The following is a 23195-nucleotide window of genomic DNA, read 5'->3' on the forward strand; positions in this document are numbered from 1 at the left end:
GATGGCACTGCAGGAATTCTTCCTCCGGTGCCGTTTTTGTATCAGCGACATGTTCTGGCGGAAGTTGTTCCCGAAAAATGCATATTTGATAGGGCAATCATGGATACATTCATCCAGCAGATCATTAACGGCTTGGTGTTGGGCAGCATGTATGCCTTAGTCGCCCTCGGTTACACCATGGTGTACGGCGTGCTGAACCTGATCAACTTCGCCCATGGCGACGTGCTCATGATCGGCGCCATGGTGGGCTTGACCATCCTCAAGCTGCTGGGCATTTATGTGCCCGACTGGCCCGGTTATCTGAAGCTGGCCACCGCCATCCTCGGCGCCATTCCCATCTGTATTCTGGTCAACATCATCATCGAGCGGGTCGCCTACCGCCGCCTGCGCAACGCCCCCCGCCTCGCCCCCCTGATTACCGCCATCGGCGTTTCCATCCTGCTGCAAACCTTCGCCATGATGATCTGGACGCGCAATCCCTTGCCCTTCCCGCAATTGCTGTCGACCGACCCCATCAACATAGGGGGCGCCGTGATTTCGCAAACGCAAGTGCTGCTGCTGGCCCTGGCCGCGCTGTCGATGGGCGGCCTGGTGCTGCTGGTGGAAAAAACGAAAATGGGCCGCGCCATGCGCGCCACGGCGGAAAACCCCCGCGTGGCAGGACTGATGGGCGTCGATTCCGACAAGGTCATCGTTGCCACCTTCGCCATCGGCGCCGCGCTGGCGGCCGTGGCCGGCGTGATGTGGGGCGCCAACTATGCCTCCATTCAATTTTCCATGGGGGCCATCCCCGGCCTGAAGGCATTCTGCGCGGCGGTGCTGGGCGGCATCGGCAATATCTATGGCGCCATGCTGGGCGGCATCTTGCTGGGCATCATCGAGAGCCTGGGCGCCGGCTATATCGGCGACATCACGGGCGGTTTCCTGGGCAGCCACTACCAGGATATCTTTGCCTTCGTCGTGCTGATCATCGTGCTGACCTTGCGCCCGTCCGGCATCATGGGCGAACGCGTGGCCGACCGCGCCTGACGTGACACTGGGAGATTAATCATGGCATTACTCGATTTCGACGCTAAGAAAAATCCGGCCAAGGCTTATGCGGGCATGCTGGGCCTGGCCGCGCTGCTGGTGGTGTTCCCGTTCTTTGCCGCCCAGTTCGGCAACTCGTGGGTGCGCATCATCGACATGGCCTTGCTGTACATCATGCTGGCCCTGGGCTTGAACATCGTCGTCGGCTTTGCCGGCCTGCTCGACCTGGGTTACATCGCTTTCTATGCCGTGGGCGCCTACCTGACGGCCTTGCTGGCGTCGCCCCAGTTCGCCATCCTGCTTGAATCCGTGGTGAACCAATATCCTGTGCTGGGCGAAACCCTGGTGCAGCTGATGGGGCCGGAAATCCGCGAAAACGGCATCCATTTGTCGATCTGGGTCATCGTGCCGCTGGCCGCCTGTGTTGCCGGCCTGTTCGGCGCCTTGCTGGGCGCGCCGACCTTGAAACTGCGCGGCGACTACCTGGCCATCGTGACCCTGGGCTTTGGCGAGATCATCCGCATCTTCATGAACAACTTGAACGACCCGATCAATTTCACGAATGGCCCGCAAGGCATCAATTTGATCGACCCGATCCGCATCTTCGGCGTCAACCTGGCGGGCGAGGCGGGCACCAACAGCACCGTGACGGTGGCCGGTTTTTCCATGCCGTCCGTGAACGCCTATTACTTTTTGTTCCTCTTCCTGTGCATCGCCGTCGTGTTCGTCACCAAGCGGCTCCAGCATTCGCGCCTGGGCCGTGCCTGGGTGGCCATCCGCGAAGACGAGATCGCCGCCAAGGCCATGGGCATCAATACGCGCAATGTGAAACTGCTGGCCTTTTCCATGGGCGCCTCGTTCGGTGGCGTGGCGGGCGCCATGTTTGCCTCGTTCCAGGGCTTTGTCTCGCCGGAATCGTTTTCACTGACGGAATCGATTGCCGTGCTGGCCATGGTGGTGCTGGGCGGCATTGGCCACATCCCCGGCGTGATCCTCGGCGGCGTGATCCTCGCCTCGATACCGGAAGTGCTGCGCCACGTGGTGGAGCCTGCCCAGCAGGCGCTGTTCGGCCACGTGGTGATCGAGGCGGAAGTGCTGCGCCAGTTGCTGTACGGCCTGGCCATGGTCTTGATCATGCTCAACCGTCCTGCCGGCTTGTGGCCATCGCCGAAGCATGAAGACCGGCCCGACCACGATGTCGACCAGCCCAACAAATCCACCGGCGTCGTGTCCGCTTAAGGGAGGGGTAGCATGAGCGAACAGATCATTCTCAATATTGCCGGCGTGAATAAACGTTTTGGCGGCTTGCAGGCGCTCACCGACGTGGGCATTACCATCCGGCAAGGCCAGATTTACGGCTTGATCGGCCCGAACGGAGCCGGCAAGACGACGTTCTTCAACGTGATCACGGGCCTGTACCAGCCCGACACGGGCACTTTCGAGCTGGCCGGCAAGCCGTATTCGCCATCCGCGCCGCACAAGGTGGCGAAGGCGGGCATTGCGCGCACCTTCCAGAACATCCGTTTGTTTGGCGATATGACGGCGCTGGAAAACGTCATGGTGGGGCGCCATGTACGCTCGCACCAGGGCGTGTTCGGCGCCATCTTCCGCCACAAGGCGGCGCGCGAGGAAGAGGCGTCCATCCGCAAGCGGGCCATGGAGCTGCTCGATTTCGTCGGCATCGCCCAGTTCGCCAGCCGTACGGCGCGTTTCCTGTCGTACGGCGACCAGCGGCGCCTGGAAATCGCCCGCGCGCTGGCCACGGACCCGCAACTGCTGGCCCTCGACGAACCGGCGGCGGGCATGAATGCGACGGAAAAGCTGGCCCTGCGCGAGTTGCTGGTAAAAATCAAGGCCGAAGGCAAGACCGTGCTCTTGATCGAGCACGACGTGAAACTGATGATGGGACTGTGCGACCGCATCACGGTGCTCGAGTATGGCAAGCGCATCGCGGAAGGCTTGCCGGCCGAAATACAACAAAACCCGGCCGTCATCGAGGCTTATCTGGGAGGATCGCACGCATGAGTAACGATGGCTTGAACAAGAATGTATTGAAGGTATCGGGCCTGCACGTGGCCTACGGCGGCATCAAGGCCGTCAAGGGCATCGACCTGGAAGTCAACGAGGGCGAGCTGATCGCCCTGATCGGCGCGAACGGCGCCGGCAAGACAACGACTTTGAAAGCCATCACGGGCACTTTGCCGGCCTGCAAGGTCGACGGCACGATCAGCTACCTGGGCGAGTCGCTCAAGGGCACGAAATCGTTTCACTTGGTGGAACGGAAACTGGCCATGGTGCCGGAAGGGCGGGGCGTGTTTACCCGCATGTCGATCCGGGAAAACCTCATGATGGGCGCCTACACGCGCACGGACAAGGTGGGTGTCGAGGACGATATCGCCCGCTGGTTCGACGTCTTTCCACGCCTCAAGGAACGGGCGGCGCAGATGGCCGGCACCTTGTCTGGCGGCGAGCAGCAGATGCTGGCCATGGCGCGGGCACTGATGAGTCATCCGACGCTGCTGCTGCTCGACGAGCCGTCGATGGGCCTGTCGCCCATCATGGTCGAGAAAATTTTCGAGGTGATCCGCAAGGTGTCGTCCGAAGGCATCACGATCTTGCTGGTCGAACAGAATGCCCGTTTGGCCCTGCAGGCGGCGCACCGCGGCTATGTGATGGATTCCGGGCTCGTCACCATGGGCGGCAACGCGGCCGCCATGCTCGACGATCCACGCGTAAAGGCGGCGTATTTGGGAGAATAGAGTGGATACAAAGAGCGCCTAACAAAACCGTAGCGAGCGGAAGGGAGTTATGGCCGAGAAGCGGAACTGTGCTTGAGCACAGTGAGCATCGCAGGCCGCAAATCACGACGCGCAGTAGGTTTGGTTACGCGTTTTAAGAGCGCATAAAAAATGCCCCAGCTGGGCTGGGGCATAATGGCATCCGTCGGGGAAGTGCGGGATGGATGCCTGGAGGAGCTGGTACTAGCGGACCGCCGGAGCGGTCACACAAGAATTACTTGGCGGCAGCGCGTGGCACGACTTTTTCAGCTGCTTGCGTGAACTGGTTCACGGCCGAGGTCAGGTTCGCTTCGATGGCTTCGACGGCTTGCTTGCTGGTTTTCGAGAATTGCTCGTAGCCTGCATTGGCGTTGCCGATGGCGCTTTTCAGGATGGCGACGGCGTTTTCCGAACCGGCTGGCGCGTTCTTGGTGACTTCTTCCACCAGGGACAGGACTTTGCGGTTGGTTTCAGCGATTTGCGATTCAGCAGCTTTGCTGAACTCGGCTTGGGTGCCCGACGTGATGGCAGCCAGGTGACGACCGTAAGCGATGGCTTTTTCGGCGCTAGGCTGGGCTTGAGCAGCGCTCAGCGAGAAGAATTCTTGTGGATCTTTTGCCGACAGCAATTGCTTGGCGGCGGCGGTCGATTCTTCCAGGGTCGCTTTGGCAGCGGTCAGGTTCAGTTCGACGATCTTTTCGATGCCTTCGAAGGCTTTGCCCGTCAGCGACGAGAACAGGGCGAATTGGGCTTCCAGGTTGGCTTTGGTAGCGGACGAAAATTGCTCAGGAATTGAAAACATATAAATCTCCAAAAAATCGAAATCTGGTTAATTTGATGCTGCGTGTACCGTTTGGGAAAGCAGGTGAATCTAAATTTTTCAAGCTGAACAAGAATTGTGCAACGCAACAAACCCTATTCTACGGTTAAAAAATACGAAGTCAAGCGTTTCTTGTGCGATGCAACAATTGAATAGATTTGGATCAAAAGTCATTGTTTCTAAAGAGAAATATTTGATTTCTGGGTGTCAATGGTTTATGCCTAAACTACCGTTTCCAGCGGCTACGGGGACGATTGCGGCGCAGCATGCTAGACTTTGCTTCCCGCACTGGCGCAGCACCTGGTGCCGATCCCGTTTCCCGAGTTGATACCATGTCCAATCTTCCCGCCGCGGCTGGCGCCAGCGGCAAAGCCTCTCTTCTGACCACTCTGACGCCGATGGCCTTGCCTGGCTTCTTCGTGTTGTTATGGAGCACAGGTTTTATCGTGGCCAAGTTTGGCCTGCCGTACGCGCCCCCGCTGACCTTTTTGCTGCTGCGCTTCCTGGGCGTGCTGGTGATCCTGCTGCCGCTGGTGCTGCTGTTGCGCGCACCGTGGCCCGTGGGACAGTTCCGCCAGATCGCCGTGGCCGGCATTTTGATGCAGGCCGGCTACCTGGCCGGCGTCTGGTGCGCGATCAAGCTGGGCATGCCGGCCGGCCTGTCCGCCCTGATCGTGGGCATGCAGCCTGTGCTGACGGCCTGCGCCGCACCGCTGATCGGCGAATCCGTGCGCCCGCGCCAGTGGCTGGGCCTGTTCTTCGGCTTGCTGGGCGTGGCCCTCGTCGTGTATGCGAAGATCAACCTCGTGGGCCTGACCGTGGAAAGCGTGCTGCTGTGCGTGTTCGCGCTGCTGTCGATGACGGCCGGCACCATGTACCAAAAACGCCACTGCCCGCAATTCGACTTGCGCACCGGCACGGTGGTGCAATTTGCCGCCTCCATCGTCGTGGTCTTGCCATTCGCCCTGTATTACGAAGGACTGGACCTGCATTTCAGCAATGTGCAATGGACGGCGAATTTCATCGGCGCCTTGCTGTGGTCGGTACTCGTGCTGTCCATCGGCGCCATCTTCCTGCTGTTCGCCCTGATCCGCCGCAGCGACGCCACGAAAGTGACGGGCTTGCTGTACCTGACGCCGCCCACGACGGCCGTGATGGCCTGGCTGATGTTTGGCGAAGCGTTCAATATGCTGGGCATCGCCGGCATGCTGGTGGCCGTGGTCGGCGTCGTGTTTGTCGTCAAGAAATAGTTAGAGCGGGAGAGCAGGGCAGTGAACAAGCAAGCATCTGAAACACAGGCGGCGCAGCAAGCCGTCGACGCCGTCATTCTGTCGCGCCGTTCCATCCGCGCTTTTTTGCCCACGCCGGTGGCGCAGGACGATATCGCGCGCATCCTGGAAGTGGCGGCGCGCGCGCCTTCGGGCGCCAACATGCAGCCGTGGAAACTGTATGTGCTGTCAGGCGAGGCGCGCGCGCGGCTGTCGCGCCGCATCCTCGACGTCTATGCCGCACCGAAGGCGCCCGATGCGCCCGCGCGCACGGCGTCGTATACCTATTACCCGCGCCAGTGGACGGCGCCGTTCATCGAGCGCCGCCGCAAGATCGGCCTGGACCTGTACCAGCTGCTGGGCCTGGAGCGGAGCGACACGGCCGGCATGGCGGCCCAGCATGGACGCAATTTCCAGTTTTTCGATGCGCCCGTCGGGCTGATCTTTACCATCGAACGGGTGCTGGAGCAGGGTTCCTGGCTCGACTACGGCATGTTCTTGCAAAATATCATGCTGGCGGCGCGCGCGCGGGGACTCGACACGTGCCCGCAAGCGGCCTTCATCCATTACCATGACATCATCCGCGACGAGCTGGGCGTGCCGGCCAGCGAAATGGTGGTGTGCGGCATGGCCCTCGGCTATGCCGACCCGGGCAAGGTCGAGAACCGTCTGAGCACGGAACGCGAGCCGCTGGCCGGCTTTGTTAAATTCATGGACAAATAGACATCCCAGCGATGTACACAAGCAAATAGCCGGTCAAGGATGAGCTTGTTTGCTGATCGCTAACGATTTGTATTTCAGTACTGCAATAAATACTGTCCTAACTGTTAAATAGGCTTGCGAATACTCTGCATTTCGCTACACTGCAATAAGGCAACAGCTTCACGGGGAATTATCGAATGGCTAAGTTTAAACTTGCGCTGGGTATCCTGGCTTCCCTGCTGTTTGCGCTGGCGCCGGCTGCGGCCGTGCACGCCAAGGAAGCGAACGGCAAATCCTCAGCCTCCAAGAAACAGAACACCAAGAAAGTCAAAGTCGTGCTGCGCAAGAGCGCGAAGGCCGCGCCGCGCGACCAGACCGTGCGCCGGGTCGTCATGGTGCGCGGCAAACGCAAGGTCATCTATCAAAAAATCAGCAGCGTGGCTGTGCCCATGGCCGCACCGATGCCGACCATGGGCGACCTGGCCGGCCTGAACCTCACGCGCGACCCGCTCGACCTCAAGTCGAGCGTGGCGCTGGTGCTGGACCAGGCCAATTCGGAAGTGTTGTTTGAGAAGAATTCGAATGTGGCCTTGCCCATCGCCTCCATTACCAAGATGATGACGGGCCTGGTGGTGGTCGAAGCGCATCAGGACATGGAGGAACTGCTGACGATCACGGACGAGGATGTCGATCGCGCCAAGTTCAGCAGCTCGCGCCTGAAAGTGGGTTCGCAATTGACGCGCGCCAATATGCTGCACATCGCCTTGATGAGCTCGGAAAACCGTGCCGCCTCGGCGCTGGGACGCAATTATCCGGGCGGCTTGTCGGCGTTTGTCGATGCCATGAACAGCAAGGCGCGCCAGCTGGGCATGATGGATACGCATTACGTCGATTCCAGCGGCTTGTCGAAAATGAATGTGGCCAGCGCGCGCGACCTGGGCAAGCTGGCCATGGCCGCCTTCCGCCATCCGCTGCTGCGCGAGTATTCGACGGACCCGAAAGCCATCGTGGAAGCCAGCGGTCAGCCCATGCAGTTTGGCAATACGAATCACCTGGTGGCCAACCCGGGCTGGGAAATCGGCTTGCAAAAGACGGGGTTTATCAATGAGGCGGGACGTTGCTTGATGATGCAGGCTGTCATCGAAGGACGGGCCGTGATCATGGTCTTCCTCGATTCCAAGGGAAAACAGTCGCGCACGGCCGATGCGGGCCGCATGCGCAAGTGGCTGGAGGCACTGAAGCCTGCCAACATGAGCCTGCCTGGCGGCTAAAAGAAACAGGGCAGCGTTGCTGCCCTGTTTCTTTAGTCTTGGGGTATAAAACCTAAAGTAACCGAAATCTGGTTCGCCGTTTCCACCAGGTCCACCAGCCACTCATCCTGCAGGCGGTCGGCTGGCGCCGAGATCGACAGGCCGGCGATCAGCTTGCCCGTATCGTCGCGGATGCCGGCGGCCATGCAGCGCACGCCCAGTTCCAGTTCTTCATTGTCGCGCGCATAGCCGCGCTCGCGCACCAGGCTCAGTTCGCGCTCTAACTTTTGCAGATCCGTGATGGAATTCTTGTTGTGCCCGGCCAAGCCCGTGCGCGTGGCATACGCGCGGATGGCTTTCGGCTCGTCGACGGAGAGGAACAGCTTGCCGGTCGAGGTCAGGTGCAGCGGACCGCGGCCGCCGATGGCGCGTACCACCTGCATGCCCGAGCGCTCGGAAAAGGCGCGGTCGATGTAGACGATCTCGTCGCCCTGGCGCACGGACAGGTTGATCGTTTGCTGGGTTTTCTTGTGCAGCTGGCGCATGAAATCCAGCGCCGCTTCGCGCACGCTGAGGCGGCTTTTCACCACATTGCCCAGTTCCAGCAGGCGCATGCCCAGCCGGTACGTGCCCGGTTCGATGCGGTCGACAAAGCGCGTCAGCACCATGTCGTTGAGGATGCGGTGCGCCGTCGAGGGGTGCAGGCCCGATACTTTGGACAATTCCTTCAGGCTGACCGGGTCGGAATATTTGGCCAGGGCATCGAGCAGGGCGACCATGCGTTCGATCACCTGGATCGTCGTCTTCGGGGCAGCGACCGGTTCAATTTTCATGATGGATTTGGTGCAATGCAGTATTCATCCTTCTTTATACCATGATGTGAAAAAATAGTGAAATGTTCCGAGATAGATAGCGAATAAATTGTCACAATCCCTATTGTGCCCGTCATAATGCGTGGATAGCATGTACTTTGAACCATGGAAAACTATGCAACCTGTCAATGAATTCAAGAGCAAAAGCGGCTTGAAACGGATTTTCTCCGCCTTTTTCTACTCGCTCGATGGCTTGAAAGCGGCCTGGCGCCACGAGCATGCATTCCGCCAGGAACTGGGATTGTTCGTCGTCGGCACGGTGATCGCCTTGCTGCTGCGCATTTCCGCGTTTGAAAAACTGGTGCTGATCGGCGTGCTGCTGCTGGTGCTGATCGTCGAATTGATCAATTCGGCAATTGAAGCCGTGGTCGACCGCATTTCGCTTGAACGCCATCCGCTGTCGAAAAACGCCAAGGACTTCGGCAGCGCCGCCGTGCTGCTGACCTGCATCCTGGCTTTTGCCACCTGGGCCGTCATTTTATTTAACCGTTTTTATTAACTGCTAAATCCCCGTTGCGCGCTGTCCATATGTGAAAAACGCATATCAAACGGCGAAACGCTTCGTTCTCTTTGCGGCCATGGCGCCGTAATCTGGTGGCTCTGCAAGTTCAACCACACGGGGATCTTAGATGCTGTCGAAAAAAATCATCATTGCCGCCGCCATCAGCGCGTTTGCCATTCTGCAAACGGCGCAGGCTGCCGATATCACCCTGCTCAACGTGTCATACGACCCGACGCGCGAGCTGTACCAGGATGTGAATACGGCGTTTGCCAAGGAGTGGAAAGGCAAGACGGGCGACAACGTCAAGATCAAGCAATCGCATGGCGGTTCCGGCAAGCAGGCGCGCGCCGTCATCGACGGCCTGGAAGCGGACGTGGTCACCCTGGCCCTGGCCTACGACATCGATGCCCTGGCCGAGCACAAGCTGCTGGCCGCCGACTGGCAAAAGCGTTTGGCGCACAACAGCTCGCCGTACACCTCGACCATCGTCTTCCTGGTGCGCAAGGGCAACCCGAAAGGCATCAAGGATTGGAGCGACCTGATCAAGCCGGGCGTCTCCGTCATCACGCCGAATCCGAAAACCTCGGGCGGCGCCCGCTGGAACCATCTGGCCGCGTGGGGTTACGCGCTGCGCCAGCCGGGCGGCAACGAAGCGAAGGCCAAGGATTTCCTCGGCAAACTGTATAAAAACGTGCCCGTACTCGATTCCGGCGCGCGCGGCGCCACCACCACTTTTGTTGAGCGCGGCATCGGCGACGTGCTGATCGCCTGGGAGAACGAGGCTTACCTGGCCGTCAAGGAACTGGGCCCGACCAAGTTCGACATCATCACGCCGTCCGTCAGCATCCTGGCCGAGCCGCCCGTCGCCGTCGTCGACAAATTTGCCGACAAGCATGGTACGCGCAAGGTGGCCGAGGCTTACCTGAACTACCTGTACACGGATGAAGCGCAAGACATCATCGCGAAGAATTACTACCGTCCGGCAACGGACAAGGCCGCGAAGAAATACGCGTCGCAGTTCGCCAAGGTCAACCTGTTCACCATCGAGCAAGTGGCGGGCGGCTGGACGGCGGCACAGAAGGCGCACTTTGCCGACGGCGGCATCTTCGACCAGATCTACCAGCCTAAATAATATCGGATGGCACGATTGCCAGACCGTTACTAAAAGGACACATCATGGCGCTGCGCAGCTTTTCCGATTGCCGGGTACTGATCGTGCCGGGCTTGCATAACAGCGGTCCCGAGCACTGGCAGAGCCGCTGGCAGCGCCTGTATCCGCAATTCGAGCGGGTCGAGCAGGACGACTGGAACGCGCCCGACCTGGCTAGCTGGTCGGCGCGGCTGGATCAGGTGCGGCGGCAGGATGCGCGCCCGACTCTGATCGTCGCCCACAGCTTCGGCTGCCTGACGACGGCGCACAGCCTGGCCCGCGACCCGCAGGGCGTGGCCGGCGTGCTGCTGGTGGGGCCGGCCGACCCGGACAAGTTTGGCGTGGCGAAGGCATTGCCGCAAAAGCGGCTGCCTTGCCCCGGCATCCTGATCGCCAGCCAGACCGATCCGTGGATGACGGCCGAACACGCGGCGCAGTGGGCACGGCGCTGGAATTGCAAGTATATTGATGGCGGTGCGCTGGGCCATATCAATGCCGAGTCGCGCCTTGGCGACTGGGTCTACGGCCAGGCGCAATTGCAAACGCTGTTTGATCTGGCGCAAAGCGACAAGCGCCACCGTCAGGCAGCCTGATTCGACGAACATTCTCGCCACACAACCTCACAAGGAGATCACGATGACTTTACGCCTGGGCGATGTCGCCCCTGATTTTGAACAAGACAGCTCGATCGGCCCGCTCAAGTTCCACGAGTGGACTGGCAATTCCTGGGTGGTGCTGTTTTCCCACCCGGCCGACTTTACCCCCGTGTGCACGACGGAACTGGGCCTGACGGCCAAGCTCAAGCCGGAATTCGACAAGCGCAACGTAAAGGCCATCGCCCTGTCCGTGGACGCGGCCGAGTCGCACAAGAGCTGGATCAAGGATATCGAAGAGACGCAAAACACGGTCGTGGGCTTCCCCATCATCGCCGACGTCGACAAGAAAGTGTCGGTGCTGTACGACATGATCCATCCGGAGCAATCCGTCACGGCCACCGTGCGCTCCGTCTTCATCATCGACCCGAACAAAAAGGTGCGCCTGATCCTCACGTACCCGCTGAGCACGGGCCGCAACTTCAATGAAATCCTGCGCGTCATCGACGCTTTGCAACTGACGGACGGCTATACGGTGGCGACGCCAGGCAACTGGAAAGACGGCGACGACGTCATCATTCCATTGACCGTGCAAGACCCGGACGTGATCAAGCAGAAGTATCCGAAGGGCTTTACGGCAGCCAAGCCATACCTTCGTCTGACGCCGCAGCCAAATAAATAAACGTTTCAGCTTTCATAAAAACGCACCTGTCCGGTGCGTTTTTTTTCGTCCGTAGATACTGCCAGCGGGTATGCAAAATCCATCTAAGCAAATGAGAAATGGTTAGTTCTTTTTATAACGGTTGCATGTGATTATTGCGCCCTATAACTCAAAAATGTAATAAGAAGGGGTTTCTATGTCTGCAACATCAGCAGCACCGCTCAAGGCGCGCGGAGCGCCGTTTCGGGTCATGCCGGGGTTTAAGCTGTCACTGGGCTTCACGCTCTTTTACCTGGCCCTGATCGTTCTCATCCCGCTGTCGTCGGTGTTCCTGAAGACCTTCACCATGACATGGGACGCCTTCTTCAGCGCCGTCACGTCCGACCGCGTGATGGCGTCCTACCGCCTGACGTTTGGCGCTTCGCTGATCGCGGCCCTGTTGAACGTGGTGTTTGGCGGCATCCTGGCCTGGGTGCTGGTGCGTTATAAATTCCCCGGCAAGCGCATCATCGACGCGCTGGTCGACTTGCCGTTCGCCTTGCCGACGGCCGTGGCCGGCATCACCCTGACGGCCCTGTATTCGTCGAATGGCTGGTTCGGCCAGTTCATCGAAGGTGTGCTGGGCATCAAGGTGGCGTTCACGCCGCTGGGCGTAGTGGTGGCGCTGACTTTCATCGGCTTGCCTTTCGTCGTGCGCACCGTGCAACCGGTGCTGGAAGACGCGGAAAAGGAACTGGAAGAAGCGGCCGCCAGCCTGGGCGCCAGTTCATTGCAAACGTTTATCCGCGTCATCTTCCCCACGATTTTCCCTTCGCTGCTGACGGGCTTTGCGCTGGCCTTTGCCCGCGCCACGGGCGAGTACGGTTCCGTGATCTTTATCGCCGGCAATATGCCGATGGTGTCGGAAATCACGCCGCTGTTCATTATTACCAAGCTGGAACAATACGATTACGCAGGCGCCACGGCCATCGCCGTGGTGATGCTGGTGGTGTCTTTCCTGCTGTTGTTGACGATTAACCTGCTGCAAGCATGGGCGCGCGGAAAGGCGAAGAAATCATGAGTACGAATACGACTGCCGCCGCTGGCGTGGACAAGGCGCTGCCCACAGCGCGGCGCTTCGAGCCGAATGTCGGTCCCGTTGTGCTGGAACCACTGTGGGTGCGCACGGTATTGATCACCATCGCCCTGCTGTTCCTGACGGCCTTCCTCATCGTGCCCCTGGTGGCCGTGTTTGCGGAAGCGTTCAAGAAGGGCTGGGAAGCGTATATCGCCGCCATCATCGATCCGGACGCGATTTCCGCGATTAAATTGACCCTGATCACGGCCGCCATCGCCGTGCCGCTGAACCTGGTATTTGGCGTGGCCGCTTCCTGGTGCATCGCCAAGTTCGAATTCCGCGGCAAGAGCATCTTGCTGACCCTGATCGACTTGCCGTTTTCCGTCTCGCCCGTCATTTCCGGCCTGATCTACGTGCTGATGTTTGGCGCCCAAGGCTGGTTCGGCCCTTGGCTGCAAGCGCACGACATCAAGATTCTGTTTGCCGTGCCCGGCATCGTGCTGGCCACCATCTTTATTACTTTCCCGTTTGTGGCGCGTGAACTGATCCCGCTGATGCAGTCGCAGGGCAGCGAAGAGGAAGAGGCCGCCATCGTGCTGGGCGCGTCGGGCTGGAATACTTTCCGCAGAGTCACCTTGCCGAACATCAAGTGGGGTCTGCTGTATGGCGTGATCCTGTGTAACGCCCGCGCCATGGGCGAGTTCGGCGCCGTGTCGGTCGTTTCCGGCCATATCCGCGGCGAAACGAACACCATGCCGCTGCAGGTGGAGATTCTGTACAACGAGTACAACTTCGCCGCCGCATTTGCCGTCGCCTCCCTGCTGGCCCTGCTGGCCCTGGTGACCCTGGCCTTGAAAGCTTTCATTGAGTGGCGTTTGAACGAGAGCGACGCCGACGATTCCGCCTTACGTTCTACGGAGCACTGATATGACCATCGCAGTTAACAACATCCACAAGCGCTTCGGCGATTTCGTCGCCCTCGACAATATCTCGCTGGACTTTCCCGCCGGCGAATTGACGGCACTGCTGGGTCCGTCCGGTTGCGGCAAGACGACCTTGCTGCGCATCATTGCCGGCCTCGAACATCCGGACAGCGGGCAAGTGCTGCTGGACGCGGAAGATGCGTCGAACCGCCACGTGCGCGAGCGGCAAGTCGGTTTCGTCTTTCAGCACTATGCGCTGTTCAAGCACATGACCGTGTTTGAAAACGTGGCCTTCGGCTTGCGCGTGAAGTCGCGCAGCGAGCGCCCGTCGGAAGACCAGATCCGCCGCAAGGTCAAAGATTTGCTGGAACTGGTACAGCTGGACTGGCTGGCCGACCGCTATCCGCCGCAGCTGTCGGGCGGGCAACGCCAGCGTATCGCCCTGGCGCGCGCCCTGGCCGTCGAGCCGCGGGTGCTGCTGCTCGATGAACCGTTCGGCGCTCTCGATGCCAAGGTGCGCAAGGAATTGCGCCGCTGGCTGCGTCGTCTGCATGACGATCTGCACGTGACCAGCATTTTCGTCACGCATGACCAGGAAGAGGCGCTGGAAGTGGCCGACCAGGTCGTGCTGATGAACAAGGGCACCGTCGAGCAGCTGGGTTCCCCGGAGCAAGTCTACAACCACCCGGCCTCGCCGTTTGTCTACGGCTTCCTGGGCAACGTCAACCTGTTCCACGGCCGCGTGCATGACGGCGTGATGGCGACGGGCGACGCCAGCTTCGAGGTACCCGATTATGCGGGCGTGAGCGACAGCAAGGGCACGGCCTATGTGCGGCCGCACGACCTGGAAATCGACCGCTACACGCAGGGCGCGGAAGGCATCATCGTCAAGCTGAGCCGCGCCCATGCGATCGGTCCGCTGGCCCAGCTGGACTTGCAGCGCGTCGATAACAGCGAGCTGATCGAAGCGGTGATGTCGAACGAGCGTTTTACCCATCTGCAGCTGAAGGAAGGGGAGACGTTAGTTGTCCGCCCGAAACGCCTGCACGTGTTCGTTGAACCCACAAGAACCTGAGAGGCTGGAACACTATGAATTTTCAACAACTGCGTTCGATCCGCGAAGCGGCCCGCCGCGGCTATAACCTGACGGAAGTGGCCAACGCCCTGTTCACGTCGCAGCCGGGCGTAAGCCGGCAAATCCGGGAACTCGAGGACGAGCTGGGCGTGGTGATTTTCGAGCGCAACGGCAAGCGTTTGACGGGCTTGACCGAGCCGGGAAAAGGCATCCTGAAGATCGTCGACCGCCTGTTGATCGAGGCGGAAAACCTGCAGCAGGCCAGCCTCGAATACAGCGGCCAGACCAGCGGGACGTTATCCGTGGCGGCCACGCACACGCAGGCGCGCTATGCGTTGCCGAAAGTGGTGCAGGGTTTCCGCGCCGCCTTCCCCGAGGTGCGCATCGCTCTGCAGCAAAGCGCGCCCGAGCATATCGCGGAATGGGTGTTGTCGGGCAAGACCGATATCGGCATCGCCACGGAAGGCTTGAGCCAGTTCCCCGACCTCGTGTCGTTCCCGTGCTACCGCTGGAGCCATCTGATCGTCGTGCCGGACGGCCACCCGCTGCTCGAGCACTCGCCGATCCGCCTGGAAGACCTGGCGAAATATCCGTTGATTACCTACGACAAGGGGTTCACGGGACGCGGTCATATCGATGATGCGTTCGCCAAGGCGGGCGTGACGACCGACATCATTTTGACGGCCATGGATTCGGACGTCATCAAACAGTACGTGGCGCTGGGCCTGGGCGTGGGCATCGTGGCTTCGATGGCCTTCGATCATGGCCGCGACAAGGGCTTGCGGGCGGTGGAAGCGTCGCACCTGTTCGCCACCAACACGACGCGCCTGGCCGTGCGGCGCGGCGCCTACCTGCGCGCCTACGCCTACGAGTTCATCCTGCAGCTGGCGCCGGACCTGACGCGCGAAGACATCGACCGCGCCATGGCGGGAGAGGAAGCCCTCTAGACGATGGCCGCCCTTTGCGCGCGTGTCAGGCTGGCCACGGCGCGCGCGTAGCTATCTTGCACCAGTTCCGCCAGGTAATCGGTGGGGAAGCGCGCCACGTCGACGATGGTCACCCAGTGAAAACGGCCCATGTAGCGGGCCGGTTTCACGCCGGGCATGTCCGTCAGTTCGATAAAGCGCTCGGCGCTGACCCGTAGGCTGAAGCGCCACTGTTCCGGTGCGCTGGTCTTGAAATAGGCAAATTTCTTGCCGCTTATTTCACACACGAGGATGTTCGACGGCGGGCCATACAGCACGGCTTGTGCGCCGGGCAGGGCCGTGCAAAAATCCTTCAGTTCATCTGTTGTCATTCGTCAACCGCCATGAATTGTTGCGTGTTGTGATCGAAGGCATAGGCCGATCCGGCGGGCGCATCCAGTAGTGTAATAAAACGGTCGTCCACGCTGAGCACGGCGCCCAGCGACACGAGGGCCACGTTGGCGCTGTCGTTCATGTAGTCGTCGCTCTCGTCGTTGGCCGTGAAGCGCCAGCCGCTGTCGTCGTCGTTGTCCGGCTCCTCGCGGTACAGATAGCCGACGGGCGCGCCGTCTTCCAGCACTTTTTTCGTCACGAAGCACAGGCCCGCGTAGCGGTTGACGAGGTTATCGTCATCGTCGTGCTGCGTATTGATGATGTGGCATGCCGCGAAGGCGACGGGGTCTTTGGCCTGCAAATCGGCGATGTAGCCTGGCATGTTGTCGAGCTTGCCGGTGAAGTGCCCATGCGGCTCGACCGTATCGACCAGCACCCACATGCGCTCGGCGCCCGGCGCTTGCGGGTCGTCGCTGTGGAAGGCGAAGATCAGCTTGACCACCTCGCCGGGGCGCACTTGGGCGATGGCCTCGGGCGGTGATTTATAAAAAGTATAGGGGTGGCGCGCCGCCAGTTCGGCGGCGTCGGCCAGGTGCCAGCTGGGCATGGTGGTTCGTCATCGGAGTCGAAGAGCTCCCATGGTAGCTGATTGCCCGCCGGCCTGGCTACTCGCTAGGCCAGCTCAGGCCGTTTTGCGGGCAAACAGCCTGGCCGCCACCAGCACGCCGGCTGCGCCCATGACCCAGGCGGCGGTGCTGCTGGAAAAACCGATCAGCGTATTGGCGGCGATCTTGCCCGCTTGCGGCTTGACCAGGGCCATGCGGCGTTGTGTCATCTGTGCGCCCAGCTCGCTCAAGCGTCTTGCTGTCAGCTGCGTCTCGGCTTCCGGCAGCAGCACGGTTTCTTCATCGGCCACATGGTGCAGCACGCCGCGCATCATTTCCAGCAACAGGGCGTCATGGCGCGTGGTCGCCGCATCGGTTGCGCGCAATTCGGCGATCAGGCGGCGCATTTCCTGGTGCTCGGGCACGCTTTTCTGGCGTACCGTGGCGTCGCCGTCCAGCTGGCGCATCTGGGGATAGAAAATTTCCTCTTCCAGCTGCGCGTGGATGTCCAGTGCGCTGCAGATGGTTTCGGCCAGCGCTTTTTTGACGGCAGGCTTTTTGCTGGTGGTGTACTGGTGAAAGGCCAGCAGCACGTGACTGTGGTCGAAGCGGATCATGTCGGTGATGGAGGGACTCAATTTGCTTAAAGTCAGCATGGCGTGCTCCGTGATGGATGTCGGCAGGAACATGCATGATAGGGCGCGGCGACGGGCCGCCCGGCTGGAAGAATGGCGCTTGTCTGCGCTGGCGCAAGACGGCGTGCGATAACGTCGGCCGGGCTTGCCTGAACGGTGCCTGCGTCTGTGTGAATTAACAACACTTCAGTCCGCCCGCCAATTTCACGGCCCAGGTGTGCGAAGCATGCCACTGCGCAAAGCGGGCTCATGTAATCAATGCATGAGACCGATTGAAATTTTCAATGGCTGAAGATGTTTCTTTTATTGCATTTTGATTTCCTGAATGATATCTTTTGTCCAATCGCAAGGAAATGTAATAAAACTATAAATAACATTGTAATTTTTGAAATGTCTCAATAGGGGAAACTATGAATATGACTAAACGTGCCGTACTGGGTCTCTGCCTTGCTGTCTCGGCTTGCCTGGCGCCATTGTCCCAGGCTGCGAGCTGGGTGGAAATCACCGATCCGGCCATGAGCGGCTTCGCGGTGGGCAGCAAGACCGTCACCTACGGCAGCGTGGCAGCGGATTCGGTCTGGGTCTATGACGGCGCCAACCCATCCGGCGCGCAAAGTGCGGCCGCCATCCAGAGTTTGGTCAGCAGCAAATTCGGTCTGCCATCGAGCGGCACCGGCTCGCTGGTCCTGGCCGCCCAGGGCGACATAGCCAGCAGCAAATCCGGTTCGTTCACCGTCAACTCCAGCTTTGACTACTTGGCCGTGCATTATGGCCGTGGCGAACTGTTGTTCCACTGGGACACGCCGTTGGCCGCCAATACGGTTTTCAGCCTGAGCAACCTGCCGCGTGGCCTGAGCAATTTCCGCGCGTTCAACTCGGTCTCGGCAGTGCCTGAGCCAGCGACCTACGGCATGCTGCTGCTGGGTCTGGGCCTGGTCGGTTTTGCCGCGCGCCGCCGCCGCGCCTGAGCCTGATGCGCCTGCGGGCGCAAGACATGAAAAAGCCCGGAAACGCATCTTGCGTTCCGGGCTTTTTGCATGGCAGAGCGTTATTTACCAGCTATAGCCAGCCTTGGCGTAGTAGTAGCGGCCGTTGAAACCGTTCGGCGCGAAGATGCTGTAGGGCTGGGTGCCGTTGACGTTCAGGTTGCCCGCGCTCGTCACTTGCGCCGGGTAGCGGTTGGTCACGTTGTCGATGCCGGCCACGAGGCGCCAGTTCTTGCCCAGTTTCACGGAACCGGACACGTCCAGCACCCATTGCGGGTCGTACGTCTGGTCCAGCTTGACGTCGTTCTGCGGCACGGTGAAGCTGCCGTAGCGCGTCACGACGCCGTGCGCATTCCAGATGCCGAAGCCATAGTCGGCGGCCAGGCTGAACTTGTCCTTCGGCGACGCCACCGTGATGCGGTCGATGCTCTGGCGGTCGATCAGTTTCAGGTTGTTGGCCGTCAGGATGGCCGGGTTGTCGGCGATTTTCTGAACCTTGCTCTTGTTGTGGTTGTACGCCACGGTGAGGTCGAGACGGTCCTTGTCCTCCAGGTCGATGCGGTAGGTGCTGACGATGTCCACGCCTTCCGTGCGCGTATCGACGGCGTTGGTGAAATAGCGTCCCGAGCCCACAGGCGTGCCTTGCGCGGCCAGGACGCTTTTCAAGGCATTGTTGAGGACCAGATTGGCCGAGAACAGGATGCGGTTGTCGATGTCGATGCGGTAGGCATCCACTGTCGTCGTGAAGTTGCGGTTAGGCTGGAACTGCAGGCCCAGGCTGTAGTTGCGGGCCTTTTCCGGTTTCAGATCCTGTGCACCGAGGGCGCGCGCCTGTGGCGTGTTGACGGCGAAAGTGCCCGTTTCGATCGGCGTGTTGACGCCGTTGACGACCTGGAAGTTGGTCGTCGTGATGGTGTAGTACTGCTGCGCCAGCGATGGCGCGCGGAAGCCGCTCGACACCGTGCCGCGCAGGGACAGGGCGTCCGTGAACGCATAGCGCGCAGAACCCTTGGCCGAGGTGGTGCTGCCGAAATCGCTGTAGCGCTCATGGCGCAGGGCCACGCCGCCCGACAGTTTCTTCGTCGCTTCCGCTTCCAGGTTGACATAGATCGACTCGTTGTGGCGCGAATGGCTGCCCGCGTTGGCAGGACGGAAGCCGGCAAAGCCTTGCGAGCCGCCGCCCGTGTACGACGCTTCGTCGCCAGCACCGATGCTGTACTTTTCACGACGCGCTTCGGCGCCGACGGCTACCGTCAGCGGGCCCGTAAAGTAAGAGACGGGAAATTCGCGCGCCGCATCGAGGTTGAATACGGTCTGTTCGTTTTTCAGCGAGCCGGCATAGAAATGCGTGGGGCTGTTCGCGCCCAGCGACTGGTTGACCGTGTTGTCGAGGTCCAGTTCGAACTTGTTGCTGCCGTAATTCAGGCTGGCATCCCAGCGCCAGCCGGCCGCCTCGCCGCGCAAGCCCGTGACGATGGACTGGTCCGTCAGGGTGCTGTTTTGCAGCGGCAAGAAGCCTTCCGGGAACAGCGGCGTACGCTGGATGAACTGCTTCGAATTATTCGGGTCCGCGATCAGCGCCGTGCGCCAGGTGGCGGCGGCCGACGTGTCGCGCTTGCCATAGTTGCCGAAGGCGTACCAGTCGATGTTGTCGTTGATGCGGTATTCGCTGTTGAGGAAAATCGTTGCCGGCTTGCTTTCCGGATCGCCATAGCGCTGGTTGATCTTGCCGTAGCGCGGCTCCAGCGGATTGCGGAAGTCGGCGCCGGCGCGGTTGGTCGGATCGCGTTCCGCTACTTCCGCCGAGACACGCACCCAGCCGTCGTCGCCGAGCGCGAAGCCGGCCGAGCCCTTGATGGATTTTTGCTTGCCGTCGCGTTCCTGCGTCTGGCCGTAGCCTACCTCGACGTCGCCGCCGGCCGCGCCTTTTTTCAGGATGATGTTGATCACGCCGGCGATCGCGTCGGAACCGTACTGGGCCGCCGCGCCATCGCGCAGCACTTCCACGTGGTCGATGGCGGCCAGCGGGATGGCGTTCAGGTCGACGGGCGCCGAGCCGCGGCCCAGCGAACCGTTGACGTTGACGACGGCCGACGTGTAGCGGCGCTTGCCGTTCACCAGCACCAGGGTCTGGTCGGGCGACAGGCCGCGCAGCTGGGCGGGACGCACGGCGTCGCTGGCGTCGGCGCCTGTGGCGCGGGCAAAGTTCAGCGATGGCAGCAGGCGCGCCAGCACGGTCGCCAACTCGCCCGAACCCGTGCTTTGCAGGTCGCGCGATGTGAGAATGTCGATCGGCGATTCGGAATCGATGGTGCGGCGGTTCTTGGCGAAGGTGCCGGTCACCACCACCGATTGCAATTCGCCTTCGGCCGGCAGTTCTTGCTGCGCTTGCGCCTGCATCGGCAGGCTGAAGCAGGCGACCAGGCTGGCGGCGATAACGGTTTTGACGGGGAGGGCGGGAAGCTGGGAACGGGCGGTGCTTGAACTCATCGACGATATCTCTTCGGTTGGTGGTTGCGCGGACCATGGCGGTCCGATGATGCAATCAGATTAACAGTGGGCACGCGGCGTGCTTACGAATCGTTCTGTCTATCGATATGCAATAAATATCTGAAAGACGTCAACATGGCGCGAGTAGCGCATATGGCCTCGTTTCCAGCATACGACCGGGCATGGCAAGGCCGCAATGCTGCACAGCAGTAAATTGCCAGCTGTTGTATAAATACGACTAGTTGCGATGAGAGTGGGGAGTCTGGCGGCGGCCTGCGCCGCCAGACGGAGGGCGCTTACTGCCCGGGGTTGGGCAGGCTGGCGTGGATGGCGTCGACGGCCGCTACCAGTTCTGGCGACAGGCTGACTTGATGGGCGTCGATATTTTGCTGCAACTGCGCCACGCTGGTGGCGCCGATGATGGTCGAGGCCACGAACCAGCGCGAGTAGCACCAGGCCAGCGCCAGCTGCGCCGGCGTCAGGCCGTGCGCGCGGGCCAGCGCCGCATACTGGCGCGCTGCCCCGATGGTAGCGGGGCGCACGTAGCGTGGACTCCAGCCGGGCGGGAAAATCGTCAGGCGGCCCCTGGCTTGCGGATCGTCGAGGTATTTCGCCGTCAGCTGGCCGAACGCCAGCGGGCTGTAGGCCAGCAAGCTGACATTTTCCCGGTGACAGGTTTCGTCGAGCAAGCTCGTCTCGAAATGGCGCGCCGTCAGGTTGTACAGGTTCTGGATCGAGGCGATGCGCGGCAAGCCCTTCAGCTCGGCCTGCTTGATGACTTCGCACACGCCCCACGACGATTCGTTCGACACGCCGATGTGGCCGATCTTGCCTTCGTCGACCAGCTTGCCCAGCACGGCCAGGGTGTCTTCGATGGCGACCGACGCGTGTTCCTTGCGCGGGTCGTACACGCTGGCGCCGAAGATGGGCAGGTTGCGGCTGGGCCAGTGCAACTGGTACAGGTCGATATGCTCTGTCTGCAGCCGGCGCAGGCTGTCCTCTACGGCGGCACGGATGTTGACCGCGTCGTGGTCCGTCTTGCCATTGCGTATCCAGTGCATGCGCGAGTTCGGCCCGGCCACCTTGCTGGCCAGCACGATCTGGCCGCGCTTGCCGCTTTTCTTCAGCCAGCTGCCGATGTATCGCTCGGTGCTGCCCTGCGTTTGCGCGCTGGCCATCACCGGATACATCTCGGCCGTGTCGATGAAGTTGATGCCCCGTTCGAGCGCGTAATCGAGCTGGCTGTGCGCTTCGGCTTCGCTATTCTGCTCGCCGAAGGTCATCGTGCCCAGGCAGACTGTGCTCACTTCCAGGCTGCTGGAACCCAGCTTGACCTTGTTGATCATTTCGCCTGCTTGCCGCGCAGCGCGCGGGCGCAATCCTTGATCAGCGCGGGGCCCGCGTAAATCAGGCCGCTGTACAGCTGCACCAGCTGCGCGCCCGCCTCGAACTTGGCCACGGCGTCCAGGCCCTGCATGATGCCGCCCACGCCGATGATGGGCAAGGCGTCGCCCAGTTCCGCCTTCAGCAAGCGGATGACATTGTTCGACAGCTCGAACACGGGCGCGCCCGACAGGCCGCCCGCTTCGGCGCCGTGTGGCATGCCTTCGACGGCGCTGCGCGACAGGGTCGTGTTGGTGGCGATGACGCCGTCGATCTGGTGGCGCGTGAGCGACTCGGCGATGCTTTTCACCTGTTCGCCATCCATGTCCGGCGCGATTTTCAGGGCCAGCGGCACGTAGCGCTTGTGCTTGTCCGCCAGGCGCGCCTGGGCTTCCTTGAGCTGCGACAGCAGGGCGTCGAGTTCGGACGCGCCCTGCAGCTGGCGCAGGTTTTTCGTGTTCGGCGACGAGATGTTCACCGTCACATAGCTGGCATACGGGTAGACTTTTTCCAGGCACAGCAGGTAGTCGTCGGCCGCCCGCTCGATGGGCGTGTCGGCGTTCTTGCCGATGTTCAGACCCAGCACGCCGGCGCGGTCCTGGTAGAACTTCGACGCCTGCACGTTGGCCACAAACGCGTCCACGCCGCCATTGTTGAAGCCCATGCGGTTGATGATGCCCTGCGCCTGCGGCAGGCGGAACATGCGCGGTTTCGGATTGCCCGCCTGTGCGCGCGGCGTGACGGTGCCCACTTCGATGGAACCAAAACCCAGGTCGGCCAGCGCGTCGATGTAGGCGCCATCCTTGTCCAGGCCAGCGGCCAGGCCCACGGGATTGGGGAAGGTGATGCCCATCACCGTGCGCGGATCCGCCGCCGGTTTGCCGGCCAGCTTCGTCAGGCCCAGCGCGCTGGCGCGTTTCAGGGCGGGCAGGGTCAGATGATGGGCCGCTTCGGCATCCATCGAGAACAGCAGCGGGCGGGCGAGGGAGTACAGGAATTTTTCAGACATGGGGGCGCTTTGAGTAGGTGTGCGGGCCGCCGGGAAGGGCTGGCGGCGCGCGAAATAAGTGCCGTATTTTACCGTGTTCCGCGCGGCTGCCGGGTGTATAGTTCTCTTTG

Annotated in this window: 24 protein-coding genes; 16 read left to right on the top strand and 8 right to left on the bottom strand. The window is 61.0% G+C overall.

The features are described 5' to 3' along the window. Window positions 1–99: 99 nt before the first annotated feature. The 4 genes from ACQ4WO_RS02995 to ACQ4WO_RS03010 are packed head-to-tail and all read left to right on the top strand — an operon-like array spanning window position 100 to window position 3788. On the top strand, window positions 100–1029 hold the full coding sequence (locus tag ACQ4WO_RS02995) for a branched-chain amino acid ABC transporter permease (RefSeq protein ID WP_034785168.1): 930 nt from the start codon (window positions 100–102) through the stop codon (window positions 1027–1029). Window positions 1030–1050: 21 nt separating this feature from the next. After that, window positions 1051–2268: an ABC transporter permease subunit gene (locus ACQ4WO_RS03000; RefSeq protein ID WP_436480172.1), complete on the top strand. Its 1218-nt coding sequence runs from the start codon at window positions 1051–1053 to the stop codon at window positions 2266–2268. A gap of 12 nt (window positions 2269–2280) precedes the next feature. Further along, a complete protein-coding gene (locus tag ACQ4WO_RS03005; protein ID WP_034747484.1) occupies window positions 2281–3054 on the top strand; it encodes an ABC transporter ATP-binding protein in 774 nt (257 codons plus the stop codon). 11 nt (window positions 3055–3065) lie between these two features. Next, a complete protein-coding gene (locus tag ACQ4WO_RS03010) occupies window positions 3066–3788 on the top strand; it encodes an ABC transporter ATP-binding protein (RefSeq protein ID WP_436480634.1) in 723 nt (240 codons plus the stop codon). A gap of 253 nt (window positions 3789–4041) precedes the next feature. On the opposite strand, the gene ACQ4WO_RS03015 is transcribed toward ACQ4WO_RS03010, so the two are convergent. Further along, complete coding sequence (locus ACQ4WO_RS03015) at window positions 4042–4608, bottom strand: phasin family protein (RefSeq protein ID WP_034747490.1); 567 nt, start codon at window positions 4606–4608, stop codon at window positions 4042–4044. A 350-nt stretch (window positions 4609–4958) separates the two neighbouring features. Here ACQ4WO_RS03015 and ACQ4WO_RS03020 point away from each other — a divergent pair, with 350 nt between their 5' ends. The 3 genes from ACQ4WO_RS03020 to ACQ4WO_RS03030 all read left to right on the top strand — a co-directional run bounded on the left by ACQ4WO_RS03020 (window position 4959) and on the right by ACQ4WO_RS03030 (window position 7867). After that, window positions 4959–5876, top strand: coding sequence for a DMT family transporter (locus ACQ4WO_RS03020; protein ID WP_034747493.1), 918 nt, complete (start codon window positions 4959–4961; stop codon window positions 5874–5876). 21 nt (window positions 5877–5897) lie between these two features. Beyond that, the gene (locus ACQ4WO_RS03025; protein WP_436480173.1) at window positions 5898–6617 is read left to right on the top strand and encodes a nitroreductase; all 720 of its coding nucleotides are present in this window, start codon (window positions 5898–5900) and stop codon (window positions 6615–6617) included. 176 nt (window positions 6618–6793) lie between these two features. Then, window positions 6794–7867, top strand: coding sequence for a serine hydrolase (locus ACQ4WO_RS03030; RefSeq protein WP_436480174.1), 1074 nt, complete (start codon window positions 6794–6796; stop codon window positions 7865–7867). Window positions 7868–7899: 32 nt separating this feature from the next. Here ACQ4WO_RS03030 and ACQ4WO_RS03035 read toward each other — a convergent pair whose 3' ends face one another. Further along, on the bottom strand, window positions 7900–8679 hold the full coding sequence (locus ACQ4WO_RS03035; protein WP_034747499.1) for an IclR family transcriptional regulator: 780 nt from the start codon (window positions 8677–8679) through the stop codon (window positions 7900–7902). Window positions 8680–8833: 154 nt separating this feature from the next. On the opposite strand from ACQ4WO_RS03035, the gene ACQ4WO_RS03040 reads away from it, so the two are divergent. The 8 genes from ACQ4WO_RS03040 (at window position 8834) to ACQ4WO_RS03075 (ending at window position 15626) form a co-directional block, all read left to right on the top strand. Next, window positions 8834–9217, top strand: coding sequence for a diacylglycerol kinase (locus tag ACQ4WO_RS03040; protein ID WP_436480175.1), 384 nt, complete (start codon window positions 8834–8836; stop codon window positions 9215–9217). A 130-nt stretch (window positions 9218–9347) separates the two neighbouring features. After that, window positions 9348–10352 carry a sulfate ABC transporter substrate-binding protein gene (locus tag ACQ4WO_RS03045; RefSeq protein ID WP_436480176.1) on the top strand — a complete coding sequence of 335 codons (1005 nt, stop codon included), beginning with the start codon at window positions 9348–9350 and terminating at the stop codon, window positions 10350–10352. Between the two features lie 44 nt (window positions 10353–10396). Next, window positions 10397–10963 carry an RBBP9/YdeN family alpha/beta hydrolase gene (locus tag ACQ4WO_RS03050; RefSeq protein ID WP_436480177.1) on the top strand — a complete coding sequence of 189 codons (567 nt, stop codon included), beginning with the start codon at window positions 10397–10399 and terminating at the stop codon, window positions 10961–10963. A gap of 43 nt (window positions 10964–11006) precedes the next feature. Beyond that, window positions 11007–11645, top strand: a complete 639-nt coding sequence (locus tag ACQ4WO_RS03055) for a peroxiredoxin (protein ID WP_436480178.1) — start codon at window positions 11007–11009, stop codon at window positions 11643–11645. Window positions 11646–11874: 229 nt separating this feature from the next. Continuing rightward, a complete protein-coding gene (cysT, locus tag ACQ4WO_RS03060) occupies window positions 11875–12684 on the top strand; it encodes a sulfate ABC transporter permease subunit CysT (RefSeq protein WP_230517174.1) in 810 nt (269 codons plus the stop codon). Beyond that, window positions 12654–13607, top strand: coding sequence for a sulfate ABC transporter permease subunit CysW (gene cysW, locus ACQ4WO_RS03065; protein WP_436480179.1), 954 nt, complete (start codon window positions 12654–12656; stop codon window positions 13605–13607). The genes cysT and cysW overlap by 31 nt, the downstream gene beginning before the upstream one ends. Window position 13608: 1 nt before the next feature. Further along, on the top strand, window positions 13609–14679 hold the full coding sequence (locus ACQ4WO_RS03070) for a sulfate/molybdate ABC transporter ATP-binding protein (protein ID WP_436480180.1): 1071 nt from the start codon (window positions 13609–13611) through the stop codon (window positions 14677–14679). 14 nt (window positions 14680–14693) lie between these two features. Further along, the gene (locus ACQ4WO_RS03075) at window positions 14694–15626 is read left to right on the top strand and encodes a CysB family HTH-type transcriptional regulator (protein WP_070301441.1); all 933 of its coding nucleotides are present in this window, start codon (window positions 14694–14696) and stop codon (window positions 15624–15626) included. Here ACQ4WO_RS03075 and ACQ4WO_RS03080 read toward each other — a convergent pair. From ACQ4WO_RS03080 to ACQ4WO_RS03090, 3 genes are all read right to left on the bottom strand, one after another. Further along, entirely contained in the window at window positions 15623–15976 is a 354-nt protein-coding gene (locus tag ACQ4WO_RS03080; RefSeq protein ID WP_436480181.1) for an MmcQ/YjbR family DNA-binding protein, read from the bottom strand. The two genes, ACQ4WO_RS03075 and ACQ4WO_RS03080, sit on opposite strands and share 4 nt — an antisense overlap. Next, a complete protein-coding gene (locus tag ACQ4WO_RS03085) occupies window positions 15973–16584 on the bottom strand; it encodes an immunity protein Imm33 domain-containing protein (protein WP_436480182.1) in 612 nt (203 codons plus the stop codon). Before ACQ4WO_RS03085 ends, ACQ4WO_RS03080 begins: the two co-directional genes overlap by 4 nt. A gap of 75 nt (window positions 16585–16659) precedes the next feature. Next, entirely contained in the window at window positions 16660–17238 is a 579-nt protein-coding gene (locus tag ACQ4WO_RS03090; protein WP_436480183.1) for a hemerythrin domain-containing protein, read from the bottom strand. 389 nt (window positions 17239–17627) lie between these two features. On the opposite strand from ACQ4WO_RS03090, the gene ACQ4WO_RS03095 reads away from it, so the two are divergent. Beyond that, window positions 17628–18185, top strand: coding sequence for a PEPxxWA-CTERM sorting domain-containing protein (locus tag ACQ4WO_RS03095; RefSeq protein ID WP_436480184.1), 558 nt, complete (start codon window positions 17628–17630; stop codon window positions 18183–18185). 84 nt (window positions 18186–18269) lie between these two features. Here ACQ4WO_RS03095 and ACQ4WO_RS03100 read toward each other — a convergent pair whose 3' ends face one another. From ACQ4WO_RS03100 to ACQ4WO_RS03110, 3 genes are all read right to left on the bottom strand, one after another. Then, a complete protein-coding gene (locus ACQ4WO_RS03100) occupies window positions 18270–20693 on the bottom strand; it encodes a TonB-dependent receptor plug domain-containing protein (protein ID WP_436480186.1) in 2424 nt (807 codons plus the stop codon). A 296-nt stretch (window positions 20694–20989) separates the two neighbouring features. Continuing rightward, window positions 20990–22036, bottom strand: coding sequence for an aldo/keto reductase (locus tag ACQ4WO_RS03105; RefSeq protein ID WP_436480635.1), 1047 nt, complete (start codon window positions 22034–22036; stop codon window positions 20990–20992). Then, window positions 22036–23085: a quinone-dependent dihydroorotate dehydrogenase gene (locus ACQ4WO_RS03110; protein ID WP_436480187.1), complete on the bottom strand. Its 1050-nt coding sequence runs from the start codon at window positions 23083–23085 to the stop codon at window positions 22036–22038. Before ACQ4WO_RS03110 ends, ACQ4WO_RS03105 begins: the two co-directional genes overlap by 1 nt. Window positions 23086–23195 lie beyond the last annotated feature (110 nt).

Source organism: Janthinobacterium aestuarii (assembly GCF_051380835.1).
Taxonomy (GTDB): domain Bacteria; phylum Pseudomonadota; class Gammaproteobacteria; order Burkholderiales; family Burkholderiaceae_D; genus Janthinobacterium; species Janthinobacterium aestuarii.

Excerpts from the sequence above, each read along its gene's own strand:
- ACQ4WO_RS03075 (WP_070301441.1), top strand. The coding sequence starts at position 14,694 with ATGAATTTTCAACAACTGCGTTCGATCCGCGAAGCGGCCCGCCGCGGC.
- ACQ4WO_RS03015 (WP_034747490.1), bottom strand. The coding sequence starts at position 4,608 with ATGTTTTCAATTCCTGAGCAATTTTCGTCCGCTACCAAAGCCAACCTG.
- cysW (WP_436480179.1), top strand. The coding sequence starts at position 12,654 with ATGGGCGCGCGGAAAGGCGAAGAAATCATGAGTACGAATACGACTGCC.
- ACQ4WO_RS03095 (WP_436480184.1), top strand. The coding sequence starts at position 17,628 with ATGAATATGACTAAACGTGCCGTACTGGGTCTCTGCCTTGCTGTCTCG.
- ACQ4WO_RS03020 (WP_034747493.1), top strand. The coding sequence starts at position 4,959 with ATGTCCAATCTTCCCGCCGCGGCTGGCGCCAGCGGCAAAGCCTCTCTT.
- ACQ4WO_RS03090 (WP_436480183.1), bottom strand. The coding sequence starts at position 17,238 with ATGCTGACTTTAAGCAAATTGAGTCCCTCCATCACCGACATGATCCGC.
- ACQ4WO_RS03045 (WP_436480176.1), top strand. The coding sequence starts at position 9,348 with ATGCTGTCGAAAAAAATCATCATTGCCGCCGCCATCAGCGCGTTTGCC.
- ACQ4WO_RS02995 (WP_034785168.1), top strand. The coding sequence starts at position 100 with ATGGATACATTCATCCAGCAGATCATTAACGGCTTGGTGTTGGGCAGC.
- ACQ4WO_RS03055 (WP_436480178.1), top strand. The coding sequence starts at position 11,007 with ATGACTTTACGCCTGGGCGATGTCGCCCCTGATTTTGAACAAGACAGC.
- ACQ4WO_RS03110 (WP_436480187.1), bottom strand. The coding sequence starts at position 23,085 with ATGTCTGAAAAATTCCTGTACTCCCTCGCCCGCCCGCTGCTGTTCTCG.
- ACQ4WO_RS03030 (WP_436480174.1), top strand. The coding sequence starts at position 6,794 with ATGGCTAAGTTTAAACTTGCGCTGGGTATCCTGGCTTCCCTGCTGTTT.
- ACQ4WO_RS03070 (WP_436480180.1), top strand. The coding sequence starts at position 13,609 with ATGACCATCGCAGTTAACAACATCCACAAGCGCTTCGGCGATTTCGTC.
- ACQ4WO_RS03050 (WP_436480177.1), top strand. The coding sequence starts at position 10,397 with ATGGCGCTGCGCAGCTTTTCCGATTGCCGGGTACTGATCGTGCCGGGC.
- ACQ4WO_RS03000 (WP_436480172.1), top strand. The coding sequence starts at position 1,051 with ATGGCATTACTCGATTTCGACGCTAAGAAAAATCCGGCCAAGGCTTAT.
- ACQ4WO_RS03040 (WP_436480175.1), top strand. The coding sequence starts at position 8,834 with ATGCAACCTGTCAATGAATTCAAGAGCAAAAGCGGCTTGAAACGGATT.
- ACQ4WO_RS03100 (WP_436480186.1), bottom strand. The coding sequence starts at position 20,693 with ATGAGTTCAAGCACCGCCCGTTCCCAGCTTCCCGCCCTCCCCGTCAAA.
- ACQ4WO_RS03080 (WP_436480181.1), bottom strand. The coding sequence starts at position 15,976 with ATGACAACAGATGAACTGAAGGATTTTTGCACGGCCCTGCCCGGCGCA.
- ACQ4WO_RS03085 (WP_436480182.1), bottom strand. The coding sequence starts at position 16,584 with ATGCCCAGCTGGCACCTGGCCGACGCCGCCGAACTGGCGGCGCGCCAC.
- ACQ4WO_RS03005 (WP_034747484.1), top strand. The coding sequence starts at position 2,281 with ATGAGCGAACAGATCATTCTCAATATTGCCGGCGTGAATAAACGTTTT.
- cysT (WP_230517174.1), top strand. The coding sequence starts at position 11,875 with ATGCCGGGGTTTAAGCTGTCACTGGGCTTCACGCTCTTTTACCTGGCC.
- ACQ4WO_RS03035 (WP_034747499.1), bottom strand. The coding sequence starts at position 8,679 with ATGAAAATTGAACCGGTCGCTGCCCCGAAGACGACGATCCAGGTGATC.